This is a genomic window from Waltera acetigignens (assembly GCF_025567015.1).
Taxonomy (GTDB): domain Bacteria; phylum Bacillota; class Clostridia; order Lachnospirales; family Lachnospiraceae; genus Acetatifactor; species Acetatifactor acetigignens.
The window spans coordinates 6,549-23,336 of sequence record NZ_JAOQJO010000021.1 but is presented as its reverse complement, the minus strand read 5'-3'; the positions used below and the strand labels follow the sequence as shown (position 1 = coordinate 23,336).

General features: G+C 50.0%; 13 protein-coding genes. All 13 read left to right on the top strand.

The features are described 5' to 3' along the window. Window positions 1–229: 229 nt before the first annotated feature. The 13 genes from OCV96_RS16715 to OCV96_RS16655 all read left to right on the top strand — a co-directional run bounded on the left by OCV96_RS16715 (window position 230) and on the right by OCV96_RS16655 (window position 16,656). Window positions 230–1,066 (top strand): DegV family protein, encoded by an 837-nt coding sequence (locus OCV96_RS16715; RefSeq protein ID WP_262594993.1) that lies wholly within the window; start codon window positions 230–232, stop codon window positions 1,064–1,066. A gap of 887 nt (window positions 1,067–1,953) precedes the next feature. After that, the gene (locus tag OCV96_RS16710; RefSeq protein WP_119624343.1) at window positions 1,954–3,807 is read left to right on the top strand and encodes an NAD(P)-binding protein; all 1,854 of its coding nucleotides are present in this window, start codon (window positions 1,954–1,956) and stop codon (window positions 3,805–3,807) included. Between the two features lie 27 nt (window positions 3,808–3,834). Further along, entirely contained in the window at window positions 3,835–5,577 is a 1,743-nt protein-coding gene (locus OCV96_RS16705; RefSeq protein ID WP_262595016.1) for an NADH-dependent [FeFe] hydrogenase, group A6, read from the top strand. Window positions 5,578–6,087: 510 nt separating this feature from the next. Beyond that, complete coding sequence (locus tag OCV96_RS16700; RefSeq protein ID WP_022313424.1) at window positions 6,088–6,552, top strand: ribosome maturation factor RimP; 465 nt, start codon at window positions 6,088–6,090, stop codon at window positions 6,550–6,552. Between the two features lie 97 nt (window positions 6,553–6,649). Next, window positions 6,650–7,774 carry a transcription termination factor NusA gene (gene nusA / locus OCV96_RS16695; RefSeq protein ID WP_022313423.1) on the top strand — a complete coding sequence of 375 codons (1,125 nt, stop codon included), beginning with the start codon at window positions 6,650–6,652 and terminating at the stop codon, window positions 7,772–7,774. A 3-nt stretch (window positions 7,775–7,777) separates the two neighbouring features. Then, complete coding sequence (rnpM, locus tag OCV96_RS16690) at window positions 7,778–8,050, top strand: RNase P modulator RnpM (protein ID WP_022313422.1); 273 nt, start codon at window positions 7,778–7,780, stop codon at window positions 8,048–8,050. Continuing rightward, complete coding sequence (locus tag OCV96_RS16685; protein WP_022154232.1) at window positions 8,037–8,354, top strand: L7Ae/L30e/S12e/Gadd45 family ribosomal protein; 318 nt, start codon at window positions 8,037–8,039, stop codon at window positions 8,352–8,354. The genes rnpM and OCV96_RS16685 overlap by 14 nt, the downstream gene beginning before the upstream one ends. Before the next feature lie 17 nt (window positions 8,355–8,371). Beyond that, window positions 8,372–11,386: a translation initiation factor IF-2 gene (gene infB / locus OCV96_RS16680; RefSeq protein WP_262594992.1), complete on the top strand. Its 3,015-nt coding sequence runs from the start codon at window positions 8,372–8,374 to the stop codon at window positions 11,384–11,386. A 212-nt stretch (window positions 11,387–11,598) separates the two neighbouring features. Then, the gene (gene rbfA, locus OCV96_RS16675; RefSeq protein WP_117466158.1) at window positions 11,599–12,021 is read left to right on the top strand and encodes a 30S ribosome-binding factor RbfA; all 423 of its coding nucleotides are present in this window, start codon (window positions 11,599–11,601) and stop codon (window positions 12,019–12,021) included. Further along, window positions 12,021–12,977 carry a DHH family phosphoesterase gene (locus OCV96_RS16670; RefSeq protein WP_262594991.1) on the top strand — a complete coding sequence of 319 codons (957 nt, stop codon included), beginning with the start codon at window positions 12,021–12,023 and terminating at the stop codon, window positions 12,975–12,977. The genes rbfA and OCV96_RS16670 overlap by 1 nt, the downstream gene beginning before the upstream one ends. Further along, window positions 12,977–13,891 carry a tRNA pseudouridine(55) synthase TruB gene (gene truB / locus OCV96_RS16665; protein WP_262594990.1) on the top strand — a complete coding sequence of 305 codons (915 nt, stop codon included), beginning with the start codon at window positions 12,977–12,979 and terminating at the stop codon, window positions 13,889–13,891. The genes OCV96_RS16670 and truB overlap by 1 nt, the downstream gene beginning before the upstream one ends. 2 nt (window positions 13,892–13,893) lie before the next feature. After that, entirely contained in the window at window positions 13,894–14,805 is a 912-nt protein-coding gene (locus OCV96_RS16660) for a bifunctional riboflavin kinase/FAD synthetase (RefSeq protein WP_022313416.1), read from the top strand. Window positions 14,806–15,003: 198 nt separating this feature from the next. Beyond that, window positions 15,004–16,656 carry a Na/Pi cotransporter family protein gene (locus OCV96_RS16655; protein WP_117569054.1) on the top strand — a complete coding sequence of 551 codons (1,653 nt, stop codon included), beginning with the start codon at window positions 15,004–15,006 and terminating at the stop codon, window positions 16,654–16,656. Window positions 16,657–16,788: the final 132 nt, after the last annotated feature.

Below are 16,788 nucleotides of genomic sequence, written 5' to 3'. Positions count from 1 at the left end.
TGGCTATATAGAAATAGTATATACGAAGTCCGCCGAAAAGGGAATATGAATATTTTGTGTAAAGGCTTTACGAACGGAATGTTTCGTGTTATTATAAGTAGTATTAAAAACTACATAGTATGGTTTTTGAAAAATGAAAATAATTGTAACTATTCAGTGCCCCATTCGCAGAATGACTCTTTGGGAGTTATATTTTTGAATAGCTGCAATCAATGATATGGAGATTAATATGAGTTTTAAAATCGTAGCAGACAGCTGTTGTGAATTGCCGGAAGAATATTTGCAGGATTCCCGGTTCGAGATCGTGCCCCTGGGACTGGAAGTGGGAGATTACCAGATCCAGGATGATGAGAACTTCAATCAGGCGGAATTTCTGAAAAAGGTGGCAGAGTGTCCGAAATGTCCCAAGTCGGCATGCCCTTCCCCAGAGCGTTTCAGGGAAGCCTACCACACAGAAGCGGAGCATGTGTATGTGATCACATTATCATCCCACCTCAGCGGCAGCTATAACAGTGCGGTGCTGGGAATGAATTTATATCGGGAAAAATACGGAAAGAAACAGATCCACATCATTGATTCCGAATCCGCCAGCTGTGGTGAGACCCAGATCGTGAAGAAACTGGTAGAACTGGAGGAGCAGAGACTTTCTTTTGAAGAGATCGTGAAGCAGATCGAAGAGTTCCGCAGCAATGTGCATACCTATTTTGTACTGGATAATTTGGACACTCTGCGCAAGAATGGCAGACTGACAGGTGTAAAGGCACTGGTGGCATCTACTTTAAGCATCAAGCCGATCATGGCCGGAGACAAGGGCAGTATCGTGCAGAGAGGCCAGAGCGTCGGCATGAAGAAAGCACTCCGAAGAATGGCGGAGATCGTTCTGGAAGAGGCAGGGGATACGAAGGAACGTTTCCTGATGATCACCCACTGCAATGCTCCTGACCGCGCCGAGACCATGAAGAAGCTTCTTATGGAAAAGGCAGAGTTCAAAGGATGCCTGATCATGGACACCCGCGGTGTCAGCAGCATGTACGCCAACGATGGCGGCGTGATCGTGACGGTGTAAAAAGATTAATATCATAGGCAATATAGCTCCGGCGGATTAGCCTGTCATTTTTTGTTTCTGACAGCCTGTTCCGCCTGGGCTTTTTTTTCCTGAAAACTAGGAAAAACAGGCGATTTCCGAGGAAAAAGCGTTCCGAAAGCGGCCAGAAAAGGTGAGTTTCCTTCAAAAGTGGGTATTTGGTCGGAAAAGGTGGAAAAAATTTCTTCTGGCAAGGAAAAATCCACTATTTTGAGCCTGTTCTTTCATTGTAAAAGGAACAGTTTTGTATCAAAAACAGGAAAATGCTGCAAAAAAATACAAAAACACAGGATTTTCAGGAAATTGGAGAAGATATTTTCGTTAAAGATACGTTTTTGGCTGTTTTTGTACAAAAAAGTGGCAGAACAGTGACTTTTTTGTATGAAATCGGTTATTTTATGGGGATTTACGAAAATACCTGATTCTATCGGATTCCCTACGAAGGATCCGATGAGATTGTCTGGCAGAAAAACCGATGTCAAGAGAGTATTGCTACGGATGTAGCAGAAAAAGCAAAAAAATGTAAGAGCTTACATCTATGTGAGCCAAGCATCCTCATGCATATTCCACAAAAAGATAGATAAAAAATTAACTTTCCTAAAAACTATTGATAGTTTTTATTATTTAGGATACAATTGCACATATACAAAAATCAGTAGCCGACAAGAAACGGCTATTTTTTAAAAAACAAAATGTAAGCGCTTACACCGTGCAACAGGCAGCCAGCTCAGGTGGCCAATGCCATAGTACGTGTCAGTAAAACACCGCGCCCGCAGACGGAGAGCAGCACGCCATAGCCGTTGCCGGCAGCGCCCGTGGCGCAGGGCATAAAAGTAACGCAGGCATCAGCCCGCAGAATGGAGAAGATTATGAGCCGATTGAAGATAGCTACCCCGAATAAAGCACAGCTTACGGTGGAACGCCTGTACAAAGATCTGGAGAGAAGAATTATCGCCAGCCCGCCCGGATTATGTCCGGTGGACCTGCAGCTTTCTTTTCTGAAAATGTGTCATGCCCAGACCTGTGGTAAATGTGTGCCCTGCCGTGTGGGACTGGGGCAGTTGCAGAACCTGATGGAGGATGTATTGGCAGGCAAAGCCACCCTGAAGACACTGGATCTGATCCGGGATACCGCTTCCGACATTGTGGACTCCGCTGACTGTGCCATCGGTTACGAGGCGGCCCATATGGTACTGGCCGGACTGGAAGGCTTCCGTGAGGATTATGTCTATCACATTGAACATGGGGGAAAATGTTCCTGCCATATTACCCAGCCGGTTCCCTGTGTGGCGCTGTGCCCCGCAGGTGTGGATATCCCCGGTTACATAGCACTGGTGAAGGAAGAGCGTTATGCAGATGCCGTAAAGCTGATCCGCAAGGACAATCCTTTCCCCACCGCCTGTGCCCTGATCTGTGAGCATCCCTGTGAGGCAAGATGCCGCCGCAACATGATCGATAGTGCCATCAATATCCGCGGCCTGAAGCGTATGGCAGTGGACAATGCCAGAGCCAACACGGTTCCTGTGCCTGAGAAAGCGGAGAGCACCGGTAAAAAAGTAGCAATCATCGGCGGAGGCCCCGGCGGACTGTCTGCGGCATATTATCTGGAGCTGATGGGACACCATGCCGTGGTATTTGAGGAAAAGAGCAAGCTGGGCGGTATGCTGCGCTACGGAATTCCCAACTATCGTTTCCCAAGAGAACGCTTACAGGAGGACATTGACACTATTCTGTCCACCGGAGTGGAAGTGAAATTGAACACCAGAGTCGGCAACGGCGAAGGTGAGATTTCTTATAATAAGCTGCACGAAGAATACGATGCAGTCTATATTGCCATCGGTGCCCATACGGATAAAAAGATCGGTATCGAGGGAGAGGATGCCAACGGTGTCATGTCTGCAGTGGAAATGCTGCGCCGCATCGGTGACGATGACATGCCGGACTTCAAGGACAAGACCGTAGTCGTAGTCGGCGGCGGTAACGTAGCCATGGACTGTACCCGTTCCGCCATTCGTCTGGGGGCGAAAAAGGTGGGAATTGCCTACCGCAGAAGACAGACCGATATGACGGCGCTTCCTGAAGAAGTGGAAGGCGCCATCGCAGAGGGCGCAGAGCTTTACAGCCTGAAAGCACCTCACAAGATCGAAGCCGACGAGAACGGCAATGTGACGGCTCTGTGGGTAGAACCTCAGATCATCGGCCCCATCGATGCCTGGGGACGAGCCCGTCCGATCCAGGCGGATGTGCCTCTCCTTCGAATCCCCTGTGATATCGTCGTGGTGGCCATCGGTCAGGGTATCGAGACCCGCCATTTCGAGGAGGCGGGTATCTCCGTAAAACGAGGCACCATTACTGCCATGAGTGACAGTGAAGTCAAGGATGTCCACGGTGTATTTGCCGGTGGTGACTGTGTGACCGGTCCGGCTACTGTCATCCGTGCCATTGCCGCCGGAAAAGTAGCTGCAGCCAATATCGATGAATATCTGGGTTACCACCATGTGGTACCCTGTGATGTGGAGATCCCGCCGGTATCCTACGAGGACAAGGAACCCTGCGGACGGATCCAGCTGAGTGAAAAGGAAGCCGGAGAGCGCAAGACGAATTTCGATGCATTTGAATGCGGCATGACGAAGCAGGAAGCCTGCCAGGAAGCGGGCAGATGCTTACGCTGCGATAAATACGGCTACGGAAGCTTAAAGGGCGGCCGAGCTGCCATCTGGTAAAAAGAGGAGCAAACAATGGGCGAGAAAATGATAAACCTTACAATAGACGGCGTGCAGCTGCAGGTCCCGGAGGGAACCAGCGTCATGAGCGCGGCAGCAGGCGTGGGAATCGAAGTACCGCATCTGTGCTTTTTAAAAGACATCAATGAGATCAGTGCCTGCAAGGCCTGCGTGGTGGAAGTGCAGGGAAAAAGCAAGCTGATCACAGCCTGCAACAGCCCGGTGGAAGAGGGAATGGTAGTGTATACCAATTCTCCGAAGGTACGCCGTGTGCGCAAGACAAATGTGGAACTGATCCTGTCCCAGCATGATTGTCACTGTGCCACCTGCGTCAGAAGCCGTAACTGTAATTTACAGCAGATTTCCAACGATCTGGGAATTCTGGAAGTACCTTTTACCGAGGAAGTTCCCGAGACACCCTGGGATCATTCTTTCCCTCTGATCCGGGATTCCAGAAAATGTATTAAATGTATGCGCTGTGTACAGATCTGCGATAAAGTCCAGGCCATGCATGTCTGGGATGTACAGAACACCGGATCCCGTACCACAGTAGATGTGGCGGATAATAAGACCATCGATTGCTCCGACTGTACACTGTGTGGACAGTGTATTACACATTGTCCTACCGGAGCATTGCGGGAACGGGACGATACATACAAGGCTTTCGAGGCACTGGCGGATCCCGAGAAGGTCACAGTAGTCCAGGTGGCACCGGCGGTAAGAACCGCATGGGGCGAGGAACTGGGACTGAATGCGGAGGAAGCTTCCGAGGGCAAAATGGTGGCAGCGCTGAAGCGCATCGGTTTTGACTATGTATTTGATACCAACTTCGCAGCGGATCTGACGATTATGGAAGAGGGAAACGAACTGCTGGAGCGGCTGGGCAATTCCCGGAAATACGCATGGCCCATGTTTACCTCCTGCTGTCCCGGCTGGGTAAGCTTCGTGTCCAAGAAGTATCCGGAGTATCTGCGGAATTTGTCCACGGCAAAATCCCCCCAGCAGATGTTCGGTGCCATGGCGAAGACTTATTTTGCACAGAAGAAAGGGATTGATCCCAATAATATCTGCTGTATCTCCATCATGCCCTGCGTATCCAAGAAGAGAGAGGCTTCTCTTTCTTATATGAAGAGCGCCGGAGCCGGACAGGATGTGGATATTGTACTGACCACAAGAGAATTCGTGCGGATGATCCGTGCCGAGCATATCAATACCCGGTTCTTAAAGGAGCAGGCTTTTGATTCTCCTCTGGGAGAAAGCACCGGTGCCGGAGTGATCTTCGGCGTCACCGGCGGTGTCATGGAGGCAGCACTTCGTACCGCATATGCAGTAGTGGAAGGCAAGAATCCGGAAGCAGATGCTTTCCGGGCAGTCCGGGGAAGAGACGGCAGAAGAGAAGCAGACTTCACACTGGGAGATCAGACCTTACATACCTGTACTGTCAGCGGACTGGCCAATGCGGAGAAGCTGATGGAGGACATTAAGGCAGGAAGGGTATCCTATGATTTCGTGGAAGTCATGGCATGCCCCGGTGGTTGTGTCGGAGGCGGCGGACAGCCCATCCACGACGGATGCGAATTCGCGGAGCGGCGCGGAGGCACCTTGTACCGTCTGGACAGTGAGAGAAAGCTTCGCTTCTCCCATGAGAACCCCGAGGTACAGAAGGCCTACGAAGAGTTCCTGGGCAAGCCCCTCAGCCGCACCGCCCATAAGCTTTTGCATTCCGAACACGTGAACGAACTGTACTTTGAAACACATAACTACTTGTAATACCAGGTGACCGATTCAGCCGCAGGGCATGCTTGCATGCGCCTGCGGCTGAATCAGGGAACCGCCCAAACATGAGGAAGAAGCGATTTGCGAAGCAAATCAGCGGAATCCGAATGTTTGCAGAATTGCGAAAGCTGCACGGCAGCGGAGCAATTCGTGGGTATTACAATGTATGGGCATGCTTGCATGCGCCTGCGGCTGAATCAGGGAATCGCCCAAACATGAGGAAGAAGCGATTTGCGAAGCAAATCAGCGGAATCCGAATGTTTGCAGAATTGCGAAAGCTGCACGGCAGCGGAGCAATTCGTGGGTATTACAATGTATGGGCATGCTTGCATGCGCCTGCGGCTGAATCAGCTGAATCCGAATGTTTGCAAGACCCTATTGACATTTTTTCACACAGGGTCTATACTGTGTATAGTTTAAAGATGATTACTAGAGTAAGAGTGGACGCGCGCCACTCTTTCTTGTTGTTGTAACGACAGCTCATATCAGTAAAGGAGGGCCTACATGTCCAAACGAGAGGACTACGAAAACAGAACCGAAGAATTGCTGACGCCCATCGCAGAAGTAAGTCAGGTGGAGATCTACGATGTGGAGTATGTAAAAGAAGGCAGTGACTACTATCTGAGAGCTTACATCGACAAGCCGGAAGGTGTGAACATTCTGGATTGCGAGAATGTCAGCAGAGCATTATCCGAAGCTCTGGACAAGGCTGATTTCATTCCGGATGCTTACATTCTGGAAGTCAGCAGCCCGGGACTGGGTAGAACGCTGAAAAAGGATAAGCATTTGCAGAAGAGCATCGGTGAAGAAGTAGAGATCAAGCTGTTCAAGCCCATTGACAAATGCAAAGAGTTTTCTGGCATTCTGGAGAGCTTCAATGCAGATAACATTACAATCACGGAAGACGGCAGCCCGAGAACTTTTGCCAGAGCAGACATTGCCCTGATCCGTCTTGCATTAGATTTTTGATACTATTCAGAGCCAAAGGGCGAAGGAATAGTTATAGCTTGTGGAATAAGAAGAAACCATACACTAAGAAAAGGCGAAAGCCGGAATGGAGGAAATGATGAATAAGGAATTAATGGAGGCACTGGACGTTCTGGAGAAGGAGAAGGAGATCAGCAAGGAGACCTTGTTTGAAGCCATCGAGAACTCCCTGATGACAGCCTGCAAGAACCATTTTGGAAAGGCTGACAATGTCCATGTGGAGATTAATAGAGAGACCTGCGATTTTCTGGTATATGCTGAGAAGGAAGTCGTTCCCACGAAGGATGATGTGGAGGATGACTGCCTGCAGATTGCTCTGGAGGATGCACAGGAGATCTCCAAGAGAGCACAGGTGGGCGACATGATCCATGTGGAGATCAAGTCCAAGGAGTTCGGCCGTATCGCTACCCAGAATGCCAAGAACGTGATCTTACAGAAGATCCGTGAGGAAGAGAGAAGCGTGATCTACAACCAGTACTACGAGAAGGAAAAGGATGTTGTGACCGGCGTAGTACAGCGTTATGTAGGCAAGAACATCAGCATCAATCTGGGTAAGGCAGATGCCATGCTGACCGAGAACGAGCAGGTAAAGGGCGAAGTATTCAAGCCCACCGAGCGTATCAAGGTTTACATTGTGGAAGTAAAGAACACCCCGAAGGGACCCCGCATCAATGTCAGCCGTACCCATCCGGAACTGGTAAAGAGACTGTTCGAGTCCGAAGTTACCGAGATCAAGGACGGTACCGTAGAGATCAAGAGCATTGCCAGAGAGGCAGGAAGCCGTACCAAGATCGCTGTATGGAGCAATAACCCCAATGTAGATGCTGTCGGCGCCTGTGTAGGTATGAATGGTGCCCGCGTCAATGCTATCGTGGAAGAGCTGCGCGGTGAGAAGATCGATATCGTGAACTGGGATGAGAACCCCGGTAACCTGATTCAGAATGCACTTTCTCCTGCCAAGATCGTAGCAGTATTTGCAGATCCCGATGAGAAGACCGCAAAGGTAGTCGTACCCGATTATCAGTTGTCTCTGGCTATCGGTAAGGAAGGTCAGAACGCAAGACTGGCAGCAAGACTGACCGGCTACAAGATCGACATCAAGTCCGAGACTCAGGCCAAGGATGCTCCCGGCTTCCGTTATGAGGACTATGTGGATGATTACGAAGATGATACCGTAGACGATTTTGATGGAGAGCAGGAATAATCAATGGCAAAAAAGATTCCACTGAGGCAGTGCGTAGGCTGCGGAGAAATGAAAGGCAAAAAAGAAATGCTGCGTGTCCTGAAAACACCGGAAGATGAGATATGTCTGGATGCAACCGGCAAAAAAAACGGACGTGGTGCATATATATGCAGACAGAAGGAATGTCTGCAGAAAGCCCGGAAGAATAAAGGATTAGAACGTTCTTTCAAGATGAGTATTTCTCCTGAGGTATATGATACACTGGAAAAGGAGTTTGATCAGCTTGAAACAGAATAAGATTTATTCCCTTTTGGGACTTGCGATGAGGGGGCGTAACCTGGTAAGCGGTGAATTCCAGACGGAGGACGCTGTGAAAAAAGGTTCTGCCATGTTGGTGATCGTTGCAGAGGATGCATCGGCCAATACGAAAAAGTTGTTTCACGACAAATGTTCCTATTATGAAGTCCCGGTATATGAATATGGCACGAAGGAAGAACTCGGCTGGGCCATCGGCCGGAACTTAAGATCTTCGGTAGGTGTGTGTGATGCGGGACTGGCAGATGCACTCATCAAGCAATTGGAAGCGAATTTGCCCGGTTAGGCAGAATGGAGGAAAGCATGGCGAAAATCAAAGTACATGAACTCGCAAAAGAATTGGAACTACAGAGTAAGGATATATTAAGTTTTTTACAGGAAAAAGGAATTGAGGCAAAGGCAGCACAGAGCTCGCTGGAAGAGGATGCGGCAGCACTGGTACGCAACAGCCTCGGAAAGAAAAAAGCAGCTGCACCCGCAGCACAGAAAGCTCCGGTAAATACCGAAAACGCAAAGCCTGCTGAGGAAAAGGCTCAGGCACCCGCAAGGGAAGCAAAGGCTCAGGAAACGAAAGTTTCCGAGGAGACCAAATCTACTGAGGAGACGAAAAAGAAGAAAAAGATTATTTTCGTTAGCAACCCTCAGAATTCCAAGATGCCCGGACAGCGTCAGGGTGGTCAGAGTGGACAGGGACAGAGAAATGCAGGCGGACAGCGTCCGAATCAGGGCGGCAGATACCAGAACAATGGTTACCAGAATAATTCCTACGGCAACCGTGTTCAGGCACAGGCTCCCGTACGTCCCATCAAGCCGCTGACCCCTCCGTCTCCCACTCCCAGCGTGGCAATGGTACCCGGCAACCGTGGACAGCAGCCTGCGAAAAAGCCTCAGACACAGGCACCGGTAAAGGAGCAGGCAGTACAGAATACTGCAGCCGCACAGGCACCTCAGGCAGCACAGCCTGCACAGAATGTGGCACAGCCCAGACCGGCAGACAGACCTCAGAACGGTAACCGTGACAACCGCGATAACCGTCAGGGCGGTTACGGTCAGAATAATCGTGACAACCGTGGACAGAACGAGCGTGGCCAGAGCGGTTACAACCGTGACAACAGAGACGGCAATCGTGACAATCGTCAGGGTGGCTACGGACAGGGTAACCGTCAGGGCGGACAGAATGGTAACAGAGGAGGTATGGGCAATGGCAGACCTCAGGGAGGCGGATTTAACAGACAGGGTCGTCCGGGTATGGAAGGCGGTCAGGGTGATCGCCGCGGTAACGGCAATGGTGAGCGCGGTTACGGCAATAACGGCCGCGACCAAAGAGGCAATGGCGGATCGGGTAATCGATTCGGAGATAACAGACAGAATAAGGGCTTCGCTCCGGAACCTGCAGGCAAGGATCTTGAGAAGAAGCGCGAAGATGAAAAGAGACGTTTCAGCCAGGAGAAGGACAACAAGCGTTCCAAGAAGGACCATATCTACGAGGACGAGGACGCGCTGAAGAATAAGCCCGGACGTTTCATCAAGCCGGAAAAGAAGAAGGAAGAGGTACAGGAAGAGCAGATCAAGGTGATCGTGCTGCCGGAATCCATTACCATCAAAGAACTGGCTGAGAAGATGAAGTTACAGCCCGCAGCCATCATCAAGAAGCTGTTCCTGGAAGGTAAGATTGTAACCGTGAACCAGGAGATCTCCTATGAAGATGCAGAGAACATTGCCATGGAATATGACATTCTCTGTGAAAAAGAGGTCAAGGTAGATGTCATCGAAGAACTGTTGAAGGAAGATGAAGAGGACGAGGCAGATCTGGTGGAGAGACCTCCCGTAATCTGTGTTATGGGTCACGTTGACCATGGTAAGACTTCCCTGTTAGACGCTATCCGTAAGACCAACGTAACCGATCGTGAGGCAGGTGGTATCACCCAGCACATCGGTGCTTATACTGTAAATGTGGGAGACCGTAAGATCACCTTCTTAGATACTCCCGGACACGAAGCATTTACCGCCATGCGTATGCGTGGTGCCAATGCGACCGATATCGCTATCCTGGTAGTAGCAGCGGACGACGGCGTAATGCCCCAGACCGTAGAGGCAATCAACCATGCAAAGGCAGCAGGTGTGGAGATCATCGTAGCAGTGAACAAGATCGATAAGCCCTCAGCCAACATTGACCGTGTAAAACAGGAGCTGGCAGAGTACGAGCTGATCCCCGAGGATTGGGGCGGAAGTACCGTATTTGCACCGGTATCTGCGAAGAGCGGAGAAGGTATCGACCAGTTGCTTGACATGATCCTGCTGACCGCAGATATCATGGAACTCAAGGCCAACCCCAAGAGAAAAGCAAGAGGTCTGGTCATCGAGGCAGAGCTGGATAAGGGACGCGGTCCCGTGGCTACCGTACTGGTACAGAAAGGTACCCTGCATGTGGGAGATTTCATTTCCGCAGGCGTGGCACACGGTAAGGTAAGAGCCATGATCGATGATAAGGGACGCAGAGTAAAAGAAGCAGGACCGTCTACCCCTGTAGAAATCCTGGGCCTGTCCGATGTTCCCAGTGCAGGTGAAGTATTCCTGGCACATGATAATGATAAGACAGCAAAATCCTATGCGGAGACCTATCTGGCACAGAACAAGGAAAAGATGCTGGAAGAGACCAAGGGCAGAATGTCCCTGGATGATCTGTTCAGCCAGATCCAGGAGGGTAATCTGAAGGAACTGAACCTGATCGTCAAGGCTGACGTACAGGGTAGTGTCGAGGCTGTAAAACAGTCCCTGATGAAGCTGTCCAACGAAGAAGTAGTAGTTAAATGTATCCACGGCGGCGTAGGTGCCATCAATGAGTCCGACGTATCTTTGGCAAGTGCGTCCAACGCAATCATCATCGGATTCAACGTTCGTCCCGATGCGACTGCCAAGGCAACCGCAGAGAGAGAGGGCGTGGATGTACGTCTGTACAAGGTCATCTACCAGGCTATCGAGGATGTGGAAGCTGCCATGAAGGGTATGCTGGATCCCGTATACGAGGAGAAGGTTATCGGTCATGCAGAGGTTCGTCAGATCTTCAAGGCATCCGCTATCGGTAACATCGCAGGTTCCTATGTTCTGGACGGTGTGTTCCAGAGAGGCTGTAAGGTTCGTATCACCCGTGAGGGCGAGCAGATCTTCGAAGGCAACCTGGCTTCCTTGAAGAGATTCAAGGATGATGTGAAGGAAGTTAAGGCCGGATATGAGTGTGGTCTCGTATTCGAAGGCTTTGACAAGATGCAGGAGCTGGATATCGTAGAAGCATATATCATGGTGGAAGTACCACGGTAGGTTACTAGAACGCATCCGTTCGCAGATGCATTCCGCTTACCCACGCTCGCGCTCTGCAAAAAACGTAGCGGACACTAAGAATCTTCCTGCGCTTTGCTTGCAAGATTCAAGTGCCGACGTTTTTCAACGGGGTTACGCGAAACGCATTCTGTTCGCGGATGCTCGCCAAGACGTCTACGATACCCGCAGGAAAGAATTAAGAAGGAATAAGAATGAGAAAGAATAGTGTGAAAAATACCCGTATCAACGGGGAAGTACAGCGCGTTCTGGCAGAGATCATCCGGGGCGGTCTCAAGGACCCCCGGATCAGTCCCTGGACCAGTGTGGTCGCTGTGGAAGTGGCACCGGATCTGAAGAGCTGTAAGGCATGGATCAGCGTGCTGGGAGACGAGGAAGTCAGAAAGTCTACCCTGCAGGGACTGAAGAGCGCCGAAGGCTTTATCCGCAGAGAACTGGCTCGTACCATCAATCTGCGTAATACTCCGGATATCACTTTTGTGATGGATCAGTCCATTGAATACGGTGTCAATATGTCCCACAAGATCGATGAGGTCATTGCAGCGGATGAACAGGCACAGAAGCCGGAAAATGAAGTGGTGGAAGATACGGAAGAAACAGAGGAAGGTGACGAGTAATGGATTTGCGTGAAGAATGTCTGGGTGCGAAAAAGATCGGCATCAGCGGACATATTCGTCCGGATGGAGACTGTGTGGGTGTATGTCTTTCCTTACAGATGTATCTGCGTAAACTGCTTCCCGAAGCGGAAGTTACCGTATATCTGCAGAAGCCGTCCGAAGAGTTTTCCTATCTGAAGGGATACGATGAGATTCAGACCGAATGTCCCGTGCAGGAGCCTTTTGATGTGTATTTTGCGCTGGATTGCAGTGGGGATCGTCTGGGAGATGCGGAGACGTATTTCCAGAATGCGAAAAAGAAGATCAACATTGATCATCACATCAGCAATTCCGGTTGCGGTGATGTGAATCTGGTCCGTCCGGAAGTGGGAAGTGCCTGTGAGGTGCTGTATCACATTATGGATGCGGAACTTATTGACAAGGATATTGCGGAAGCGCTGTATACCGGCATCATCCATGATACCGGTGTATTCCAGTATTCCAATACGACACCGGAGACGCTGCAGGCGGCAGCGTTTCTGATCTCCTTCGGATTCAATTTCCCGAAGCTGATCGAGGAAAGCTTTTACCAGAAGACCTATCTGCAGACCCAGATCATGGGCAGAGCTCTGATGGAGAGCATTCGTTTCATGGACGGACGCTGCATCGTGAGCATGGTGGACCGCAAGACCATGGAATTCTACAATGCGGTACCGGGAGATCTGGACGGCATTGTGAACCAGTTGCGCAATATCAAGGGCGTGGACTGTGCGATTTTCATGTATGAGACCAATGTACTGGAGTATAAGGTCAGCATGCGTTCCAATGAGAAAGTAGATGTGGCGAAGGTGGCATCTTTCTTCGGAGGCGGCGGACATGTACGTGCCGCAGGCTGCACTATGAAGGGAACCTTCCATGATTGTGTCAACAATTTGTCACTGCACATCGACAAACAACTGCGGGGAGAACAGGGTTAATGGACGGCATCATCAATGTATATAAGGAAGCGGGCTTTACCTCCCATGATGTGGTAGCCAAGCTTCGCGGGATCTGCCGGCAGAAAAAGATAGGGCACACAGGTACACTGGATCCACAGGCTACCGGTGTGCTTCCTGTATGTCTGGGGAATGCTACCAGAGCATGTGAAATGCTGACGGACAGGACCAAGGAATATGTGGCAGAACTTCTGCTGGGACAGATCACAGATACCCAGGATATCACGGGAACCGTTTTGGAAGAGCGGGAAGTGGCGGTGAGTGAAGCACAGGTACGTGAAGTGATCGCCGGTTTTGTTGGCGGCTATGACCAGATCCCACCCATGTATTCTGCACTGAAGGTCAATGGGAAAAAGCTCTATGAGCTGGCCAGAGCGGGCAAAGAAGTGGAACGGCAGGCAAGACATGTGGATCTGCCGGCAATCGAGATTCTGGAAATAAAGTTTCCCGTGGTAAAATTCCGCGTGGAATGTTCCAAGGGAACCTATATCCGCAGTCTCTGTGCCGATATTGGGGAAAAACTGTGCTGCGGCGGCACCATGCAGAGCCTCGTTCGTACCAGAGTCGGGGAATTCCAGCTGGCAGATGCCCTGACACTTGCACAGCTGCAGGAACTTCGGGACACGGAGAGGCTGGAGGAAGCACTGCTTCCCACAGACCGTATTTTTTCGGATTTTCCCATGTTGCATGTGGAGGAAAAGTGGCGGAAACTGATCGATAACGGGAATGCTTTTTATCCGGGACAGACTGTGGAACAGACCACACATCCTGCAGGAGAGTGGGTGCGCATCTACAGAGAGGATGACAGCTTCGTGGGCATTTATGCGTATGATGAAACGAAGGAATGGTACAAGCCCGTGAAGATCTTCCCAAGTAATACAGAAAGCAGGAAATAGACTTGGAAATCATTGCAGGAACAACAGACTTTTATCTGGAAAAAGATACAGCAGTAGCCATCGGTAAATTTGACGGAGTCCATCTGGGCCACAGGAGACTTTTGGAAGAGATTCTTGGTCGAAAAAAATACGGGCTGGCGGCGTGCGTGTTCACCTTTGACCCTACACCGGCAGTGCTGTTCGGCCTGTCTGACGGTAAAGAACTGACCACCAGAGAGGAAAAAAGACGCCTGTTTGAACGTCTGGGAATCGACACTCTGATCGAGTTTCCTCTTACGAAGGAGACTGCAGCCACAGAGCCAGAGTGTTTTGCAACAGAGATTCTGGCCAAACAGATGAATACCCGGTTTGTGGCGGCAGGCGAGGATCTGTCTTTTGGCAAGAACGGCGCAGGAAATGCCGAACTTCTGGAGAGAATGGCGCCGCATCTGGGCTTTTGCGTCCAGACCATAGAGAAGATCGAAGTGAACGGCATCGAAGTCAGTTCCACTTACATCCGTAAGCTGGTGGAAGAGGGCCGGATGGAAGAGGCCGAAGAGATGCTGGGAATGCCTTATACGCTGGTGGGAGCAGTGGAGCATGGCAATCATATCGGACATACCCTGGGATTTCCAACGGTGAATCTGCTGCCTCCCGCAGGCAAACTTCTGCCGCCCAACGGAGTTTACTATGCGGCGGTGCGCCATAATGGAAAGGTCTATAAGGCCATCAGCAATGTGGGAACCAAACCCACGGTTTCTTCTGAAAAAGTGATGGGGGTGGAATCTTATCTGTATGATTTTGACCAGGACATCTACGGGCAGGAGATCGAGGTGGCTTTGAAAAGATTTCGGCGCCCGGAACGCAGATTTGGATCGCTGGAAGAACTTAAGGAGCAGCTGGACCGGGATATTGCGGATGGTCGAAATGCGTAGGAAAAACAGCTGTTTTACGCAAACACGGTAGAAATTGCGTAAAGTTTTGTAAAGAAAAGTAAAAGAAAAGTAAAATTTACATTGCAAGTTTTTATTCTATCTCGTAAAATATATTTTGGATTGTTTATATAAGAATAAATTTGAAAATTATTGTTTTGGTTTTTCGGAAGAGAATCAAGAGAGATTGAGGGATTAAAAATGAGCTTTGGAACAATATTGACAATGGCAGGAGGTCTGGGACTGTTTCTATTCGGAATGGAGTTGATGAGTGATTCCATTGAGAAGGTAGCAGGTGCCAGACTTCGTCGTATTCTGGAAATCTTTACCACGAACCGTTTCATGGGTATGATCGTCGGTATTATTTTTACCGGTATCATCCAGTCCTCTTCGGCATGTACGGTTATGGTCGTCAGCTTCGTTAACTCTGGTCTGATGAATCTGTATCAGGCGGCGGGCGTTATCCTCGGTGCAAACATCGGTACTACCATTACTTCACAGCTGGTATCTTTTAATTTATCCAAAATAGCACCGCTGATCCTGCTGGTGGGTGTGGTCGTGATGATGTTTACGAAGAAGGAAAAGGTCCGTAAGGTGGCGGAAGTGGTCGTTGGTTTCGGTATCCTGTTCGTAGGCCTGAGCACCATGTCCCAGGCTATGGCGAACATGAAGAATGAGCCACAGGTGGTCAATCTGCTGATGTCTCTGAAGAACCCGTTCTTAGCCACATTGATGGGATTTGCTCTGACAGCCATTATCCAGAGTTCGTCCGTAACGGTCAGCATTGTGTTGTTGCTGGCTAATCAGGATCTGCTGCCGTTACCTATTACGCTGTACATTATCCTGGGATGTAATATCGGTGCCTGCGCTACCGCAATGTTAGCTTCCATGACCGGTAAAAAGGACGCAAAGAGAGCAGCACTGATCCATCTGCTGTTCAATATTATCGGTACGGTTATTATTTACATTGCCCTGTTTGTGGCAGGAGACCAGATCGTGGAATTGATCAAGTCCATTTCCGCAGATAACGGTCGATTCGTAGCAAATGCACATACGCTGATCAAGATTGCACAGGTAATTATGCTGTTCCCGTTCACCGGCTGGCTGGTGAAGATGACTTACCTGATCGTACCCGGCGAGGATCAGAAGGTTGGCTACAGAGAGAGCTATCAGTTAAAATACATCGGCGACAAAGTGGTGTTCAACCCCGCCACTGCAGTGGTAGAAGTTATCAAGGAGCTGGAGCGTATGGCTTCTCTGGCAGAGGAGAATCTGAACCGTGCCATGAATGCCCTGATCACGTTGGATGAAGAGGACATCGAGGAAGTCTACGAGGTAGAGAAAAATATCAATTTCCTGAACCATGCCATCACGGACTATCTGGTGAAGATCAACCAGACCACACTGCCCATCGAGGATTTGAACAGTCTGGGTGCCCTGTTCCATGTGGTGAACGATATCGAGCGTATCGGTGACCATGCGGAGAACGTGGCGGATGCTGCCAGACAGCGTAAGGAAGAAGGCGTTTCCATCAGTAAGGAAGCCCAGAAGGAACTGGGAGATATGCTGGAAATGGTCAACAAGATCATCCGTTATGCTGTGGAAATGTTCGCCAAGAGCGATGAATCCCATATGCAGGAGATTGTTACTCTGGAGGATCAGGTAGACGAGAAGGAACGCGAACTGCAGAAGAAACATGTAGAGCGTCTGACCAAGGGAGAGTGTTCTCCCGAAGCCGGCATGATCTTCTCCGATATCGTATCCGGACTGGAGAGAGTAGCAGACCATGCCACCAATATCGCTTTTGCCATTACCACAGAAGAGGATGCCGAAGACGGCGATATCAAACGGTAATTAACTGGAAAGTTAGTAAAGAAATGCTATCAAATCCCCGTAGCCCTTGGCAAGGTATAAGAAACGCGGCACGCTCGTACTTTAGTACGATGCGCTCCTGTCGCAGAGCGTAGCGGTACATAAGCGGTCACA

Bases quoted from the DNA above. Each gene is read 5' to 3' on its own strand.
- rnpM (WP_022313422.1), top strand. From the start codon at position 7,778: ATGGCAAAAAAGATTCCACTGAGGCAGTGCGTAGGCTGCGGAGAAATG.
- rbfA (WP_117466158.1), top strand. From the start codon at position 11,599: ATGAGAAAGAATAGTGTGAAAAATACCCGTATCAACGGGGAAGTACAG.
- nusA (WP_022313423.1), top strand. From the start codon at position 6,650: ATGAATAAGGAATTAATGGAGGCACTGGACGTTCTGGAGAAGGAGAAG.
- OCV96_RS16670 (WP_262594991.1), top strand. From the start codon at position 12,021: ATGGATTTGCGTGAAGAATGTCTGGGTGCGAAAAAGATCGGCATCAGC.
- OCV96_RS16705 (WP_262595016.1), top strand. From the start codon at position 3,835: ATGATAAACCTTACAATAGACGGCGTGCAGCTGCAGGTCCCGGAGGGA.
- OCV96_RS16715 (WP_262594993.1), top strand. From the start codon at position 230: ATGAGTTTTAAAATCGTAGCAGACAGCTGTTGTGAATTGCCGGAAGAA.
- OCV96_RS16700 (WP_022313424.1), top strand. From the start codon at position 6,088: ATGTCCAAACGAGAGGACTACGAAAACAGAACCGAAGAATTGCTGACG.
- OCV96_RS16710 (WP_119624343.1), top strand. From the start codon at position 1,954: ATGAGCCGATTGAAGATAGCTACCCCGAATAAAGCACAGCTTACGGTG.
- infB (WP_262594992.1), top strand. From the start codon at position 8,372: ATGGCGAAAATCAAAGTACATGAACTCGCAAAAGAATTGGAACTACAG.
- OCV96_RS16655 (WP_117569054.1), top strand. From the start codon at position 15,004: ATGAGCTTTGGAACAATATTGACAATGGCAGGAGGTCTGGGACTGTTT.
- truB (WP_262594990.1), top strand. From the start codon at position 12,977: ATGGACGGCATCATCAATGTATATAAGGAAGCGGGCTTTACCTCCCAT.